This is a genomic window from Pseudomonadota bacterium (assembly GCA_030860485.1).
Taxonomy (GTDB): Bacteria; Pseudomonadota; Gammaproteobacteria; order JACCXJ01; family JACCXJ01; genus JACCXJ01.
On sequence record JALZID010000324.1, the window covers coordinates 1 to 14,544 of the forward strand.

Consider the following 14,544-nt stretch of genomic DNA (forward strand, 5'->3'; position numbering starts at 1 on the left):
GCAGATCATCGAGAAGGTCGACCGGGCGCGGGTCAAGATGGAGCAGATCAAGCCCGGATCCACCCTGCCCCGAGGGAAAAACAAGAAGGGATAATCTGTAAAGTTATTCAAGGGACACTACACTAGCGCAACGGATTGATGACCGAGCCCTTCTCCACTTGATTCGCCAATGGCTCAAAGCCGGGATCCTCGACACGGACGGGAAAATCCTGCACCCGGAGGCGGAGACGCCACAGGGAGGCGCAGGACCGCACGGGCGGAAATGGGCGCCGAGAATTCAAACAGCGTCTCACCGGTGATGGTATACTTCAAATGGTCTGATCCCCAAGCGATATCCGATTCACTCCGGTTCAGCCCTCGATCCGACAACTCTCCTTGGCGCTCGGTCGCCCGAGAAGCGAAAACACCCCGACACTTGGCGCCTTGGGCCGATGCAGGCCCGAAAAATCCCCGATTCTAGACCGACGACTCGCATGCTTGACAGCTCACTGGCCCAACACTACCATTCTTCGAGACGAAAAGGGTGCTTATTCTTCCTATACCCATACCCTACCGACTACTCGTGCGGCTTCGCGCTCAACGATCGTCGGGGGTGAGAGCGGTAAAACTATCTGATTGCTCGTTGTCACATGAACCATGATCGCGCTTCTTCGATTTTGCGGCCGCTATTCGTCACAAGACAATAGTGTGGGAATGAGGGTTGCCGGCGCTCCGGCTCTTGCTTTGAATGCGGATGATCGGCAAGTAGCAACCATCTCAGCGCACGGCTCGCTTGCAGCCGACAGAACTGGTACGAAACGGCGGCGTATGACGGAACAGTTCGGCCAACCTTTCTGCGTGATCGCGCTCGATGCGATTCAGAGGTCGCCAATCTTTTGAAATCAACGAGGAGAGATTCATGCGGTACCGCCGATTCATTCGAACATCGTCATTCCTGCTCGCCGTCGTAGCGTTAGGGGCGCTCGCCTCTGCCTGCACCCGCGGCGCTCGTGAAAACTGCCGCGCCCGTGTATTTCGAGGTCGCTGACGGCTCGCATCCGCACGACGTCGCAGCCGCGCCGACACCTGGCGGGCCGGTGTTTTTCACGGCGCAACGCACCGGCAAACTCGGCGTCCTCGATGCTAAGACCGGCAAGGTCGAGGAAGTCCCGCTCGGCCAGGGCTCTGCGCCGCATGGCGTGATCGTCGGGCCCGACGGCGCGCCGTGGATCACCGACAGCGGGTAGAACGCGATCGTACGCGTCGACCCCAAAACGCGTGAAGTGCGCCGCTGGCCGTTACGCGAGGATGCCGCTAATGCGAATCTCAACACCGCCACGTTCGACCAGCGCGGCCGTATCTGGTTTACCGGACAAAACGGATTCTACGGACGGCTCGATCCTGCGACCAACGACATGAAGGTGTGGAAAGCCCCGCGCGGTCGCGGGCCGTACGGCATCACGACCACGCCGCGTGGAGAGGTTTATTACGCGTCACTCGCCGGCAATCACATTGCCCGCATCGATGTCGAAACCGGCGAAGCCACCGTCATCGAACCGCCGACGCCGGCGCAGGGTGCGCGGCGCGTCTGGTCCGATTCGCGCGGCCGCATCTGGGTAAGTTACTGGAACACCGGCCAAGTCGGCATGTACGACCCGGCGACGCGTGCGTGGCGCGAATGGAAGCTGCCGGGCGGTAAGCCGCACGCGTACTCGGTGTGGATCGACGACGAGGATAAGGTATGGTTGACCGAGTGGAGCGCGAACGCCATCGTCAAATTCGATCCGATCACGCAGAAGTTCGAAAGCTTCCCGTCGAATCGCGAGAACGCGACCGTGCGGCAGATGCTCGGCCGTACGGGTGAAGCGTGGGGCGCGGAATCGGGAGTCGATCGGTTGGTGATGGTGCCGGCGCGATAGCCTGAACCACAGCACATCTATGGGCGCACCCAAGTCGCGCACCTTCAAGCCCGCCTTCTCTCGCGGGATCGAGCGTCATCGGCAACGATGAGGTCAGCGCGTATCTCCAACATCCCGTCGCGACTGGAAAACCTCCCTCGTCGACCAACCGTCCCCCTCGGTACCTGGTAGCAGGTCGCGTCTGCTACTCTCCTGGTAGCACCCTGCTACCGCCCCTGCTGCCCGCCATGCTTGCCGGTGCTAGCCCGGATTTCTCACCGGTGGTATGGAACAAGGCCGTACCTCGTAGCATAATATGTTCTGGATCAGCAGGTTATGCCGACATACGAGGACGGCCTTATGAACACAGAGTGTAGCGCAGAGCGGATAGACTTTCACGGTCTTAGAGGGCGGGGGGTGGTGGGGCGGTTCGATGGGGGGCGGATCAGTTCGGATGGGGGTTGTGTTCTTTTGCGCGAAGTGGAAGAGCGGACCCACAGGAACCGAGCTCGCGCAAGCGCAATGCGGCACGATCCGCCTGAAACTCTTCAAGATCGGGGCCCAGGTTCGACTCAGTGTGCGCAAGATCTGGATCGCCTTCTCCGAGTCATATCCCTATGCGCGTCTCTTCCAGGCCGTGCTTGACCGATTGTGGCAAATCCCATTGACCTGCTAGTCGTCACGATTGAGCCCGTCACTCCCCGCCTGTCCGCACCCTGAAACGGCGTGAAGGGGTAGTCTTGCCTGAGATCATACCTTGCTCCACAGCACCCGCAATTCTCAACAATAACCGCTTCCCATTCACTCGATTGACCCCGTTCGGCGTCCGTACCGAAGCGGTTAATCTGAGGCGTTGCCGTTCTAATCTGATCTTCTTTGCTCCTTTCTCTTTATCTCTTTGATTAAAGTGGAAAGGGTGGCACTATGTGGCGCATTGTGTACCCATGTTTATGAAGCGCATGGTGTTGACAGTGCGTGGTTCGTATGCCAATAATTAGTGGCCATGTACATCGACATCGTCCCCAACCGCAACTCCCCGCCCGCCATCCTCTTGCGCGAGTCCTACCGCGAGGGAAAGAAGGTCCTCCAACGGACCATCGCCAATCTCAGCGAGGTGCCGAGAAACGTCGTCGAAGGACTGCGCATCCTGTTGCGTGGCGGCGCGGTCGTGGAGCACTTCGAGGACAGCTTCGAGCTCGAGCGCTCTCTCCCCCACGGGCACGTTGCGGCCGTGCTCGGTACGCTTTGCAAGCTCAAGCTCGATATGCTCATCGCCCCGGAACCGTCCGAGGAACGCAATCGGGTAGTAGCGATGGTCGTGGCCCGGATCCTCGATCCGCGCCGTGTAGAGGGCCTGGGCATCGGTCTCTTGTACCTCGCAGAGCTCGGCCAAGGTGCTCGTGCTCGTTTCCTCGTCGAGCCCCCGAGCCGTCGCGAGCTTGGAGCCGGCCGCCGGTCTCTTGGGTTCGAGGGCAAGGGCCGCCCCGATCCGGTCGGCTGAGCGACGCCTCTTGAATAGGTGACTCACGTCCGTCCGGGTCCAGCCTCGGCATTTCGCTCACCCACATGGCGCCCTCCTCCCGCCGTCGGGGCTGTCCACGGCGACCGACAGCCGGCGCCAGTCCTTCCCGCTTTCCGAGCGGCGCAGCTCCACGTCCTGGCCGAGCCGGCCTTGCGGGGCGCAGTATATGCCCTTCATGCGCGGGCTCGAAAGGAGGCTTTTCCAGGTCCCCATGACCTCTGCGAGTGATTCGCGCTCGGCTCGCTCTGTAATCGCGCACCGCTTCCAGTACGCAATATCAATGTTGCGAAGTATGTAACTATCGATCTTCCCGCGCAGTATCACTGATTCACATCTCTGTTCTTGGGGGAAAGCTCCGCAACATTTTTCATGCAGCTTTAAGTAATTGAACGACCTTGTCAATAGAGTCATCGGCCTTGTGCAAGGCGGCTTCGATTGGACTCTTGGGTTGGAACTTTGGGTGCGGGCGATGACGAAATAGGGTGTTCGCCAGGGGCCCGCATAGACGCTGATGGAAGAGCACGAAGAGGAGTGCGAGTTTCACGCCCTTGGAGGTGAGGCGGTAGGCGTAGCGGGTACCATCGCGTTCGAGGAGTCCGTGGGCCCTCATCTTGCGGAGTTGCATCCTTGTATAATGGACAGCCCTGACATGCTGCGCGCTCATTCGCCGCTCACGCGGCGATCAGTGTGGAGTGATTCACTCGATGGGGGACGCACACCACACGCAACCCCAGAGAGTTCAGACGGCTGACGGGATCGTAGCGGATGCGGCCGACGGCACTCGCGAGGTCCGGAAGGCTGAACCAAGAGCCACCGCGCACCAAACGGGGGCATCGCCGGACGGGCACACATTTTCCAGTCGCTTGTACTCATTCAGGCACCACTCCCAAACAGTACCCGCCATGTCGACGGCCCCGACCGGTGACGCACCGATAGGATACATGTCTACCGCCGTCGTGCGCATTAGACCGCGTCGCGTAGGATGCGGGTCACGAGGCCCTCGTCGAAGCAGAGCCCCGCCACGGCCTCCGGGCCGGTGATCATCTCGTACAGGGCGGGTGTATCGGGTGTATGGAGCGAGTACGACGCCTGGGCCTGGCGCAACAACGTGGCCAGATGCGGATAGTCCAGGCAGCGTTGACAGGGCGCATGAGGGATCGGACGGAGCGATCCGGCCGAATACCACCGGGTGATCGCCGGAGAAGGCAGGGAATATGGGGGCAGCCAAGGTGCCGCCAAACTGCGGCGGGCATCCCCAAAATCTGGGGAAGACGAAGGGCAGGGCTGGATCTATCTACAGTCCTCGGTATGGCAGAGTTAGGCTCAGGTGCGGCGTCGCACGGTGAAAGATCAAAGCGCACGCATGTGCATCGCATACGACCCGTCCCGCGAGGCGTTGTTGCAGCCGGGCTTGCGTCCCACGCTTTTCAGAGCAGGCGACGCCGAGCGCCTTTCGATCGACGCCATCTGCGCCGAATGTTCCCGCCTTGTCTATCTTCGCTTCGAAAGTAGTGCAGCACATCGCGCCTTGCTGCTCGAGGCGCTTGCGCGGCTGGATGCCGTCGACTGGGAGGGGTTCGACGATCCTGCGACCGGTACGCAGGGGTATGCCGCGGTGCTGCCGGTGAGCGGCCACGCACTGGTCGTCTTCAGGGGGACTGAACCGGATCGCGTTTCGGACCTGGGCGCAGACCTAACTAAATGCGTCGATGGTCGAGGGGCCCACAGGCGGTGCGGTTCACGCTGGCTTCGCAGACGCTTTCAGGGGCGTTGGCTCCAAAGTCGGAAAGTGGCTGGACAATCACCGAGGCATGCAGGTCATCGTCACGGGCCACAGTCTGGGCGGTGCCTTGGCCACGCTTTCGGCATCGCAGTGGGCGGCATCGCGTCTGGTCACCTTCGGGTCGCCGAGAGTCGGGAATGTGGCATTTGTCGGGACCGTCAAGGCCGAAGCTGTGGCGCGATATGTCGACTGCTGCGACATCGTGACGCGCGTGCCGCCGGAGACTCCCTGGTACACGCACGTCGGAGCCACGATGTACATCGACAGTGCAGGCCAGCTGCGAACAAGCATGACCCAGGAGAAGATCGAGGCGGACAGAACGAGGGCGCGGATCGAGCATCTCCGGGACGAAGCGTGGCGCACGGGCGCCGTACTGGTTCGCGATCTGGCCGACCACGCGCCCATCAACTATGAACGCGCGCTCTTCCCCCCGTGTGAGGCCGGATGATGCTCATTGCCTACGTTCAGGTTGGACCCACCGGGGCGCGGTACAGGTTTGGGCGGGCATCTTCGAGACTGCGAATCCTCCGCAACCGACAATCAATGCCGGGGGGGCAGGGCCAACTCAGGGTACTGTCCCCGCTGCGGCCGATCCGCGACGATGACCGATGCGGTGGGTCAGCCACTGAACCATCGACCGATCCTGCAGCTCACCGGGTACAGTGGGGGGAACCTCGTACCGGGTCGAAGTTCGCGCGGACGCCGAAACGCGTTCGATAACGACCAGCGCGCTTCCCGACGCGCTTTCCGCAAAAGCGCAGTTCAGCGTGGGCCGCGGGGAGGGTGCGTAGCACGCACTTGATGCGCGGCACGTTCGAGGCACCGGTCTGGGCGAGCTGATCAGGATCGGGCCCTCGGGCCCGTCTCGTAGTTTGTGAAGAATTCTCCGGCACTCGGGATCCCGTGTTCAGGCGAGGCGAGGGCGATCTCGGCGCCACGAGCGTTTTTCTGGCGAACATCATCATGCCGAATTATGAAGTGACCCTGGAAGTCAATCTGGATCGGGTCGAGGAGATGGAAGGTTACATGCGCATGGAGCATATCCCCGAGATCCTGCGCACCGGTTGCTTTTCGCGCATCACCTTCGAACGCTCGGACTCGGGCCGCTTCCGCACGCGTTACGAGGCGGCGAGCCAAGAGGCTTTGGACGCCTATTTCCGCGCCCACGCGGAGCGCCTGCGCCAGGACTTCCGGAGGCGTTTCCCACAGGGCGTCGTGCCGTTACGCGAAGTCTGGACGGAGATCGAGCGCTGGGGTGGGGACCCGGAAAACGTTCGCTGATCCGCCGCCCGTGGAGCACAACACACAAAACCGATCTGGCGTTTACACCAGCCCGAAAAACGGCTGGACATCGACCAGGGTGCCGGGCTCGACCCGGCCCCAGTCGTGGGGCAGGACGATGAAGCAATCGGCCTCGCTCATCGAGCGCAGGATGGCGGAGCCCTGGGGTCCGGTCGGCCGGACCAGGAGGGCGCCTTGGGCGTCGCGGTCCAGGACCCCGCGCTGGTACTCCACCCGCCCGGGTTTCTTCTTCAGGGGTTTGGTGCAGCGCGCCTGCACGACGAGCGGTCGCCAGTTCGATTCACCCGCCATGCGCCGCAGGGCCGGTTGTACGAACTGATAATAGGTCGCCATGACCGACACCGGGTTGCCGGGGAGGCCGAAGAACACCGCCCCGCCCACCCGGCCGAAGGCGATTGGCCGGCCGGGTTTCGTGGCGACATTCCAGAACGCCACGCGCCCGACCGCGCCGAGCGTGTCGAGGATGAGATCGGCCTCGCCGACCGAGGCGCCGCCCGAGGTGATGAGCACATCGGCGCAGCCACCGGCCTCCTCGAAGGCGCTCGCGACCGCGTTCGGCGCATCCGGCACGACGCCCATGTCGATAGCCTCGGCCCCGAGCCTCGTGAGCACGCCGTAGAGCGTGTAGCGGTTGCTGTCGTATACGGCACCCGGGACCAGCGGCTCGCCGATCGAGCGCAACTCGTCCCCGGTCGAGAAGAAGGCCACCCGCAGCCGCCGGTGAACGGTGATCTCGCCTATCCCGAGTGAGGCCACCAGGCCGAGATCGGCCGGCGTGAGGCGCCGGCCGGCCTGGAGCGCCACCTGGCCGGTAGCCAGGTCCTCGCCGGCGGGTCGGACATTGTCTCCGGCGCGGCCGGGGCCGATCCGGATCGTGTCCTTCCCGAGGGGTTCCACACGCTCCTGCATGAGCACCGTGTCCGCGCCCTCGGGCACGATCGCCCCGGTCATGATGCGTACGCATTGCCCCGTGCCGACCACGCCCTCGAATGGTCTGCCCGCGAACGCCGCGCCGAGCACCTCGAGCTCGCGCGTCCCCGCGCTCGGCAGATCGGCGCCCCGCAGGGCATAACCGTCCATTGCGGCATTGGCATGGCCGGGGACGGGGAGCGGCGAACGGACCTCGCGGGCGAGGACCCGGCCGAGCGCGCCGCGTAAGGCGACGCGCTCGCAGCCGGGGATGATCGCGATGTCCGCGTGGATCCGAGCGAGCGCCTCCTCGACCGGCAAGGCCCCCGCGTCGTGCTCGTCCAAGCAACTGGGTTGGGGCAGCGCCGTTTCCGGATTCAGCATGGCGCGACCCCGCGCAGGCGGTCCTCCGCGGCCGTGATGTCCGCGGGCGTATTGACGTTGATGAAGGCCTCCGGGGTGTCGGAGAAGTCGCAGAGCACGTGGGGGTGCTGCCGGTACCAGGGATCCACCTTGCGCTCGCCCTCGTGCAGATAGCAGAGGAGCGAGTCGAGCAGGCTGCACCGCATGAGGGCGAAGACCGGCTGGAGGCGCTCGCCGTCATGCGCGATGCCGATGTCCGCGGCCTCTCTCTTCAGCATGCGATAGAGGCGCAGGGCGAGATCCGCGGGGACGAAGGGCGAGTCGCACGGGGCGGTCACGATATAGGACGTGCGCGCCGCGCGGAGCGCCGTCGCGATCCCGACCAGCGGTCCGCAATAGCCTTCCAATAGATCGGGCAGGACCCGGTAGCCGTACCGTGCATACTCTGCCAGATGGCGGTTGGCGTTGATGATGATGTCCGCGACCTGAGGTTCCAGGGCCTCGATCACGTGCTGGACCATGGCCTTGCCCGCGAGCGACAGGAGGCCCTTGTCCCGCCCGCCCATGCGCGTGGCCCGGCCGCCGGCGAGGATGACGCCGGTGATGGTCGCGCGTTGCGCATCACGTCCCTGCCCGGGGATCGACATGGGTGTGCCGTTCATTGGGATACATCCGCTATTATTGCAGCGGGTTTCGCATTGACAAGCGTCGCGGTGGGCGCGACGGTCGGGAGAGAAGGGCGATGAACGAAGAGACCATGAACCTGGAGATCCGCAAGTTCCTGAAGCGCGTGGGTGTCACCTCGCAGCGCGAGATCGAGCAGGCGGTCCGGGGCGCGATCGCCGCGGGCCGCATCAAAGGGGACGAGGCGCTATCCGTGCGGGTGACCTTGGAGGTGGCCGAGCTGGGGGTCCGCCATGTGATGGACGATACTGTAGCGCTGGAATGATGGGGGGGCCCTTGGGGGGTACCCCGCCCAGGGGGCCCCCCCAAGGGCAGCCAGCCCCGGAGCTCAGGACTTGCCCGGGTCCTTCTGGGTATAGGCGGGGAAGGGCATCACGTTGCCACCGCCATCGCCCTTGATCGGGGTCACCTTGACCGGGCCTTCCTTCTCGACTTCGTCGATGCGGATGATGGCGTGCATCGGGATATAGCTCCGGCCGACGCCGGTGAACTCGGACTTCAGCTGCTCTTCCGCGGGGTCCAGGACCAGGGACGTGCGCGTGCCGAATACCAGATCCCCTATCTCCACGAACCCGAACAACCCGACCTCGTATACCCGGCCTTGGTTATGGAAGATCACCTTGTAGATACTCCGCTTGGACTTCGAGGTCGCCCTGCTTGAGCCCGGGCCGATCGTAGCATAAAGGATGGACGGGATCGGCGCGGGGATACAACCGCTCCGGCCCGGTGCAGCAAGAGGTACGCCACTTCACCGATTCCGCTGGCTCATTGCGATGCCCGGACGCGATCCAAGACGCTGCCCCGGTCCTCGTGATCCCAATCCGGGCCACCGTCCTCGATACTCGTGATGAACCGTTCGATGTCCGCCAACAAAACCTCCGTTCCTGCCAGAAAGGCGTCGTTGTGTCCCCCCTGGCGCTTGACGAACTGCTTGTGGCCGGGGGCCGCCGCGAACAGGCGTTCCCCATGCTCATAGGGCACGATCTCGTCGTCCGGGCTGTGGATCACGAGCACGGGACAGCGCACCCGGGAGAGCCGCTCGATCGTCGGGTAGTAGACGCGTAGAAAGAGGCGCGCGGGAAACCACGGATAGAAATGGCCGGCCAGCTCGCGCATGGTCGTGAAGCCCGATTCCAGGATGAGCCCCGCGGGACGTTCGCGGGTCGCGAGCCAGGTGGCCACGGCCCCGCCCAGGGACTCTCCGAACAGCACGATGCGGTCGGCCGCAATGCCGAGCGTCGTGCTCAGATATTCCCAGGCGGCCAGGGCATCGCGATAGGTGCCCTGCTCGGACGGGCTGCCGGAGCTTTCTCCGTAGCCGCGGTAATCGAGGATGAGCACCGCGAGCCCGAGGCCGTGCAAGGCATGCAAGGCCATCAGCCGGTGGGAAATGTTGCCGGCGTTACCGTGCAGGAACAGCACGGTCAACCGCGCCTCGGCCGCCGGGACATACCAACCCGAGAGTCGCACCCCGTCCTCAGCACGGATCTCGAGCGGCTCGTAGACCAGTCCCGCCTGGGTCGGCGTGGCCAGGATCTCTCGGGACGGAAAGAAAATGAAGGAGGACTGGAACAAGGTCATGGCTGCGACCAGGATCGCCCACACCGCGAAGGTCGCGCCGAGCGCGGACAGCAGGATCTCACGCATGGGGTCGTGCCGCGCTACGCGGACCGCCCAGGATCGCTCCTATAGATAAAACAGATGCATAAAACGACGCGGGCACCCCGCGACCGGTGCCGCAGGTAGACCCGCGCGTCAAATTGGGGGCCGAGGCCCCCCAGGTTATTGTTGTTTGATTAGGTGAAATCCCCGCCCTAGCGCTTCCAATTAAGCGCGATCAGAGTGCCGAAGCACACGAGGGACAAAATGAACAACACCCACATGGTAGCGTCAGGCATGATTACCTCCTTCCGATTTAGTTATAGGGTTCGACAGGGGAGGCGATGGCCTTCCCGGCCGGCTTGCGCACAACCCCCCGACTCTTAGCCTTGTAAAGCTCACCGTGGCAACGTGGGCCAGTTACGCAGCGTATAACCAGTACGTTCCCACTACTACAATACTCCAATTGATTCCTAGATGGAACCCATGGGCGGAACCCGCGCCGCTCGACACCGCGGGGGTCCGCCAGGGTCTCAAGCGCCAGGATCTCGAGTGCCAGGCCCTCAGGCGAACGAAGAACCGCGCAGCCGGGCCGAGATCTTCTCACGCGCCTCGGTGAGCAGCGAGTCCCGATCGAGGCCGTCGAGGATCTCCTGGACGACGCGTTTGGGCCCCAGCGGTCCCCAAGATCGCCCCTCTGCGAGATAGCGCTGCGCCGCCCGTCCGACCACGAGCGCCGAATAGTAGGCGACGGCCCCCTGGGTGGTGGCGGTGACCAAGGTCGAGAGTCCGGCCGTGCCGCCTTTGATCGCCGAGGCGACGAAATGCACGGCCCACACCGAGCCCATCACCAGCGCCATCTGCGCCGCGATGGTGGCGATGAGCCGGCCGGCCTCGGCCTTGCCCATGGGCAGGCCGTAGATCCGCGCGAGGTGGAGGACCAGGCCCACGTCCGCGGCCCCGGCCGCCAGCAGATCCGAGATGGGGATGGGGTTCAGGCCCACGACCACCCCTTTGACCAGACAGTAGCTGCGGATTACGGCGGCGGCCAGATCGCGCCGGATCGCCAATACCCGGGCGCTGATGGTGTCTGAGACCTCACCCGCGAAGAGCGTCGCATTGAGCGCCGCGAGGGCCTTCCCCTCGCTTTCCAAGATGGCCCACAGCGCCTCGCGCAGGGCCTGCACTTGCGGATCGGCGCGCCGTAGCGTCTCGGTCTCGCGACCCGATGCGTCGATCTCGATGTAGATGCGTGGACCCGGCTCGGCGGCACTGCAGACGATCCGATCGGACCCCACGAGCCCCCGGCAGCGGATTGTGAGCGCCTCGACCAGCACGGTGCGTTCGGCCTCTGTGTAGCGGTCGACCTTGTTGAAGACCAGTAGCAGCGGTTTGTGCTCCTCGGCGAGCACCCTGAGCGCCTGGATCTCCGTGGCGGAGGTGTCCCCATCGACCACGAACAGCACCAGATCGGAGCGGCGGCCGACCTCGCGCGCCATGCGCTCGCGGGCCTCGCCCTCGATGTCGTCGATGCCGGGGGTGTCGATCAGGAAGACGCCCCCGGCGCCCCGTTCGTGCGCCTGTCGTTCCTCCCAGCGGGCGGATTGCGGGGCGCGTGTCTCGCCGTGCAGCGGGCTGGTCGAGAACCGTCGCTCGCGAAGCAGGGCGTTGATGAGGGCCGATTTTCCGACCCCGACGCGCCCGAAGAGCGCGATGTGGATGTGGCCCTGCTCGAGCCGTTCGAGCATGGCCTGGACGTGGCCCAGCTCCTCCGACAGGCCGTCGCGCACCGCCGCCGGCAACTTGGGGTCCTCGACCAGCGCACGCAGGCTGTCGCGCGCCCGGCCGAGCTGGGAGTCCTCGCGCCCGCCCTCAGGGCTCACTGCGGTGCCCTTTTCCCGGCGCCAGGGCCAGCCGGACCAGCCGTTCCGCACGTGTTCCCAGATCCCCACTCAAGTCCTCCTCGAAGCGTTGCAAGGTAGCCTGCTCCCCGACATCTCCTTCGCGGGCCAGGCCCTCGGCCACCGCGTGCCCGAGACTCTCGAAGATGAGACCGTAACCCACGGCGTGCAAGGCCCCGCCCGCCACGGTGCCGAGGCCGGGAAAGGCCTTGAAGGCGTTGCCCGCGACCGCCAGCACCATCGGTAGGGCCTTGCGCGCCCGTTTCGTCGCGAGCCGCAGGAGGCGCGTCATGTCCACCTGCGGGCCGGAGACCTCGTAGAGCTCGCACAGGGAGCGCACCATGCCCACGGCGAGATAGCCCTGGATCACCAGATCGGTGCCGGGGGTCACGGCCACCAGCGCCCCGACCACCGCCTGGCGCGCATAGTCTCTCACGATCTCCTCGGCGCGCGTGCCGCGGTGCGCGGCGAGTGAGATGTCGAGCTTGTGAGCCGCGAGCCCGAGCACCGCCGTCTCGCGGCCCCGGAGCAGCGCCGTGCGGTCCTCACCCAGGATGCGCGCCAAGGCCGCGAGCAGCTCCGCGACGTTCGCCGGGACGGGCTCCACTGAGACGACTTCCTGGCCGTTCGCTCGGGTGCGCACGACCTCTCTCCGGCCGCCCGCCGACAGGGTGACCACCTCGCACCGCGGCGGCACCCGTTCCGCGATCCGCGCCCGCAGCGTGTCCCGATCGCGCTCGGTGTACCAATCTATCTTGTTGATGGCGACGATGACGGGCTTGCCGAGGGTGAGCAAGGCCGCGAGCTCGCGGTGCTGTGCACGGGTCAGGTCCGAATCGGTGAGATACACCACGGCGTGGGCGCGTAAGGCCTCCTCTCGGGCGACGGGGTCCAGGTCTCGTGCCGGATCGTTGCACCCGGGCAGATCGATGAGCACGACCTCCTCACCGTTCGGGGCGTGCCAGCGGTAACGCGTCACACTCCGGGTGGTCCCGGCGCGCGGATCGATGTCCACCCGGCAGCCTGGGAGGAGGGTCTGGACGAGGGAGGACTTGCCGCTCCCGACCTCGCCGAAGAGCGCGATAGAGAGCCGGGCCCCGTGCTCGGCGAGGCGGCCGAGCTCGGCGCGGGCCGAGCCGATGTCGGCGCCCTGGGCCTCGGCCTCGGCCATGCGCGCATGCAACTCGGCCGGGCTTTGCGGACTTTGCGGGGAGGGCGCGCGGTCGGATCTCTTGATCGGCTTTTTCGCGGGACGGGGTCGCAGGAGTCGCCAGAGCACGTACCCGACCCCGGCCGCGAGCAAGGCGACCAGGGCAACGTAGACCCCGACCAGCACGATCGGGGCCTCGGCCAAGCGCTCCCAGACGGAGAAGGCCAGGTCCGTGGCATAGAAGAGGCCGAGCAGGGCGAGGGCGAAGCCAAGGCTGAGCAGGGCCGCGAGCAGCGCTCGGAACAGCGTCACACCCCGCACGATGGCCTGGCGCTCCCGCCGCGCCGCACTCGGCGAAAACAATCTGATTGGTCGGGGGATGGATCGGGGGGATGGGTCGGGGGCATCGGATCCGCCCCTTACCGTCGAGCCCCCTACAGTTCGATCACCCGCTGGCGGTTGCGGCGCCGTAGCCAGATGACGATCGCCAGGATCAGCGTGACGAAGCCGGCGACGGCGCCGATCTCGGCACGGGACCAATTGAGCCCGACACCGTGACCGAGCTGAAACGGATAGCGCAAGACGTGTTTCTTTCCCGTCGAGTCCTGGATACCGACGATCTCCACGAAGTAACCGGGCGCGTTGAACTTGTGCTGCATGAGCACGGTACCGCTCGGATAGGTCTTGGACGGCAAGTGTCCGACGGGCTTGCCGCTGCCGTCGGCTTCGGGGTCCTGGGCCGCGTCCCACGATTCGGCCTCGATGACCCGCACCTCGGTCGGCATTTGACGGAGCGCGGGATCGGTGAAGTCCAAGGTCAAGGCCGTGTCCCCGGTCGTGGGGGCATCCTGGCAGAGCGGCCGGTCGCCGTAGGCCGGCTGAAAGATGCTGAAATGCACATCGTAGTCCGCGACCTTGCGCCAGCACTTCTCATCGTCCTGCGGCGGCGCCATAGCGGTGCCGGAAAATAGCAACGTCCCGACCACGACCGACGTCGCCATGATGCGAGATAGGCCCATAGCGTGCTCCTCGAAGGTTAAAAGTATCGTTTTTCCAGTTTATCCCCTTCGATGCCAACACTACTCCTTCCCTGCGCAAGATTCAAAGCATTCCGGGGGTGCCCCCGCCGGGCCGGCGTGCGCGCGCCCGCGGTGCCTCTACGCCGATGCCACCGTGGCGCTGGCGGACCGCTTCGAAAAGGCATACCGCGGCAGCCACCGAGACGTTGAGGCTCTCGACCGAGCCCCGCATCGGGATCTGCACCTTGTGATCACACAGCTCCCGCGTCAGTCGCCTGAGCCCGCGGCCCTCGCCGCCCACCACGATGGCCACGGGGCCGGTCAGGTCCGTGTCGAACAGACACTGTTCGGCGGTTCCCACCGCGCCGATCACGGTCACCCGGGCGTCGCGCAGCCCGCGCAAGGCGCGTGCGAGGTTGCCGGCCTGGATGAGGG

General features: G+C 65.1%; 15 protein-coding genes and 2 pseudogenes. 6 read left to right on the top strand and 11 right to left on the bottom strand.

The window, feature by feature from the left end; all coding sequences use genetic code 11:
* Positions 1-968: 968 nt before the first annotated feature.
* From M3461_20430 to M3461_20440, 3 genes and pseudogenes are all read left to right on the top strand, one after another.
* Positions 969-1,898: pseudogene (locus M3461_20430) on the top strand (lyase).
* 481 nt (positions 1,899-2,379) lie between these two features.
* Positions 2,380-2,553: pseudogene (locus M3461_20435) on the top strand (transposase).
* 327 nt (positions 2,554-2,880) lie between these two features.
* Positions 2,881-3,378, top strand: coding sequence for a hypothetical protein (locus M3461_20440; GenBank protein MDQ3776548.1), 498 nt, complete (start codon positions 2,881-2,883; stop codon positions 3,376-3,378).
* Between the two features lie 57 nt (positions 3,379-3,435).
* Here the strand turns inward: M3461_20440 and M3461_20445 are convergent, their stop codons facing one another.
* The 3 genes from M3461_20445 to M3461_20455 all read right to left on the bottom strand — a co-directional run bounded on the left by M3461_20445 (position 3,436) and on the right by M3461_20455 (position 4,506).
* On the bottom strand, positions 3,436-3,576 hold the full coding sequence (locus M3461_20445) for a hypothetical protein (protein ID MDQ3776549.1): 141 nt from the start codon (positions 3,574-3,576) through the stop codon (positions 3,436-3,438).
* Positions 3,577-3,766: 190 nt separating this feature from the next.
* Positions 3,767-4,024, bottom strand: coding sequence for a hypothetical protein (locus tag M3461_20450; protein ID MDQ3776550.1), 258 nt, complete (start codon positions 4,022-4,024; stop codon positions 3,767-3,769).
* A 338-nt stretch (positions 4,025-4,362) separates the two neighbouring features.
* Positions 4,363-4,506 (bottom strand): hypothetical protein, encoded by a 144-nt coding sequence (locus tag M3461_20455; GenBank protein ID MDQ3776551.1) that lies wholly within the window; start codon positions 4,504-4,506, stop codon positions 4,363-4,365.
* 602 nt (positions 4,507-5,108) lie between these two features.
* Here M3461_20455 and M3461_20460 point away from each other — a divergent pair.
* Together M3461_20460 and M3461_20465 are read left to right on the top strand one after the other, a co-directional pair.
* Positions 5,109-5,630, top strand: a complete 522-nt coding sequence (locus M3461_20460; GenBank protein MDQ3776552.1) for a lipase family protein — start codon at positions 5,109-5,111, stop codon at positions 5,628-5,630.
* 515 nt (positions 5,631-6,145) lie between these two features.
* A complete protein-coding gene (locus tag M3461_20465; GenBank protein MDQ3776553.1) occupies positions 6,146-6,463 on the top strand; it encodes a DUF4286 family protein in 318 nt (105 codons plus the stop codon).
* Between the two features lie 42 nt (positions 6,464-6,505).
* Here M3461_20465 and M3461_20470 read toward each other — a convergent pair whose 3' ends face one another.
* Positions 6,506-7,777, bottom strand: coding sequence for a molybdopterin molybdotransferase MoeA (locus tag M3461_20470; protein ID MDQ3776554.1), 1,272 nt, complete (start codon positions 7,775-7,777; stop codon positions 6,506-6,508).
* The gene (gene mobA, locus M3461_20475) at positions 7,771-8,418 is read right to left on the bottom strand and encodes a molybdenum cofactor guanylyltransferase (GenBank protein MDQ3776555.1); all 648 of its coding nucleotides are present in this window, start codon (positions 8,416-8,418) and stop codon (positions 7,771-7,773) included. Before mobA ends, M3461_20470 begins: the two co-directional genes overlap by 7 nt.
* An 80-nt stretch (positions 8,419-8,498) precedes the next feature.
* Here mobA and M3461_20480 point away from each other — a divergent pair, with 80 nt between their 5' ends.
* Positions 8,499-8,705 carry a DUF6494 family protein gene (locus M3461_20480; protein MDQ3776556.1) on the top strand — a complete coding sequence of 69 codons (207 nt, stop codon included), beginning with the start codon at positions 8,499-8,501 and terminating at the stop codon, positions 8,703-8,705.
* 63 nt (positions 8,706-8,768) lie between these two features.
* On the opposite strand, the gene M3461_20485 is transcribed toward M3461_20480, so the two are convergent.
* From M3461_20485 to M3461_20510, 6 genes are all read right to left on the bottom strand, one after another.
* Positions 8,769-9,059 (bottom strand): DUF1820 family protein, encoded by a 291-nt coding sequence (locus tag M3461_20485; GenBank protein MDQ3776557.1) that lies wholly within the window; start codon positions 9,057-9,059, stop codon positions 8,769-8,771.
* Positions 9,060-9,205: 146 nt separating this feature from the next.
* Positions 9,206-10,087, bottom strand: coding sequence for an alpha/beta hydrolase (locus tag M3461_20490; GenBank protein ID MDQ3776558.1), 882 nt, complete (start codon positions 10,085-10,087; stop codon positions 9,206-9,208).
* Between the two features lie 515 nt (positions 10,088-10,602).
* On the bottom strand, positions 10,603-11,922 hold the full coding sequence (locus tag M3461_20495) for a GTP-binding protein (protein MDQ3776559.1): 1,320 nt from the start codon (positions 11,920-11,922) through the stop codon (positions 10,603-10,605).
* Positions 11,912-13,453, bottom strand: coding sequence for a 50S ribosome-binding GTPase (locus M3461_20500; protein ID MDQ3776560.1), 1,542 nt, complete (start codon positions 13,451-13,453; stop codon positions 11,912-11,914). Before M3461_20500 ends, M3461_20495 begins: the two co-directional genes overlap by 11 nt.
* A gap of 71 nt (positions 13,454-13,524) precedes the next feature.
* Positions 13,525-14,109: a hypothetical protein gene (locus M3461_20505; GenBank protein ID MDQ3776561.1), complete on the bottom strand. Its 585-nt coding sequence runs from the start codon at positions 14,107-14,109 to the stop codon at positions 13,525-13,527.
* An 82-nt stretch (positions 14,110-14,191) separates the two neighbouring features.
* The coding region (locus tag M3461_20510) for a hypothetical protein (GenBank protein ID MDQ3776562.1) at positions 14,192-14,544 on the bottom strand (353 nt) is incomplete at its 5' end.

Excerpts from the sequence above, each read along its gene's own strand:
- M3461_20440 (MDQ3776548.1), top strand. The coding sequence starts at position 2,881 with ATGTACATCGACATCGTCCCCAACCGCAACTCCCCGCCCGCCATCCTC.
- M3461_20450 (MDQ3776550.1), bottom strand. The coding sequence starts at position 4,024 with ATGCAACTCCGCAAGATGAGGGCCCACGGACTCCTCGAACGCGATGGT.
- mobA (MDQ3776555.1), bottom strand. The coding sequence starts at position 8,418 with ATGAACGGCACACCCATGTCGATCCCCGGGCAGGGACGTGATGCGCAA.
- M3461_20490 (MDQ3776558.1), bottom strand. The coding sequence starts at position 10,087 with ATGCGTGAGATCCTGCTGTCCGCGCTCGGCGCGACCTTCGCGGTGTGG.
- M3461_20445 (MDQ3776549.1), bottom strand. The coding sequence starts at position 3,576 with ATGAAGGGCATATACTGCGCCCCGCAAGGCCGGCTCGGCCAGGACGTG.
- M3461_20480 (MDQ3776556.1), top strand. The coding sequence starts at position 8,499 with ATGAACGAAGAGACCATGAACCTGGAGATCCGCAAGTTCCTGAAGCGC.
- M3461_20505 (MDQ3776561.1), bottom strand. The coding sequence starts at position 14,109 with ATGGGCCTATCTCGCATCATGGCGACGTCGGTCGTGGTCGGGACGTTG.
- M3461_20465 (MDQ3776553.1), top strand. The coding sequence starts at position 6,146 with ATGCCGAATTATGAAGTGACCCTGGAAGTCAATCTGGATCGGGTCGAG.
- M3461_20470 (MDQ3776554.1), bottom strand. The coding sequence starts at position 7,777 with ATGCTGAATCCGGAAACGGCGCTGCCCCAACCCAGTTGCTTGGACGAG.
- M3461_20460 (MDQ3776552.1), top strand. The coding sequence starts at position 5,109 with ATGGTCGAGGGGCCCACAGGCGGTGCGGTTCACGCTGGCTTCGCAGAC.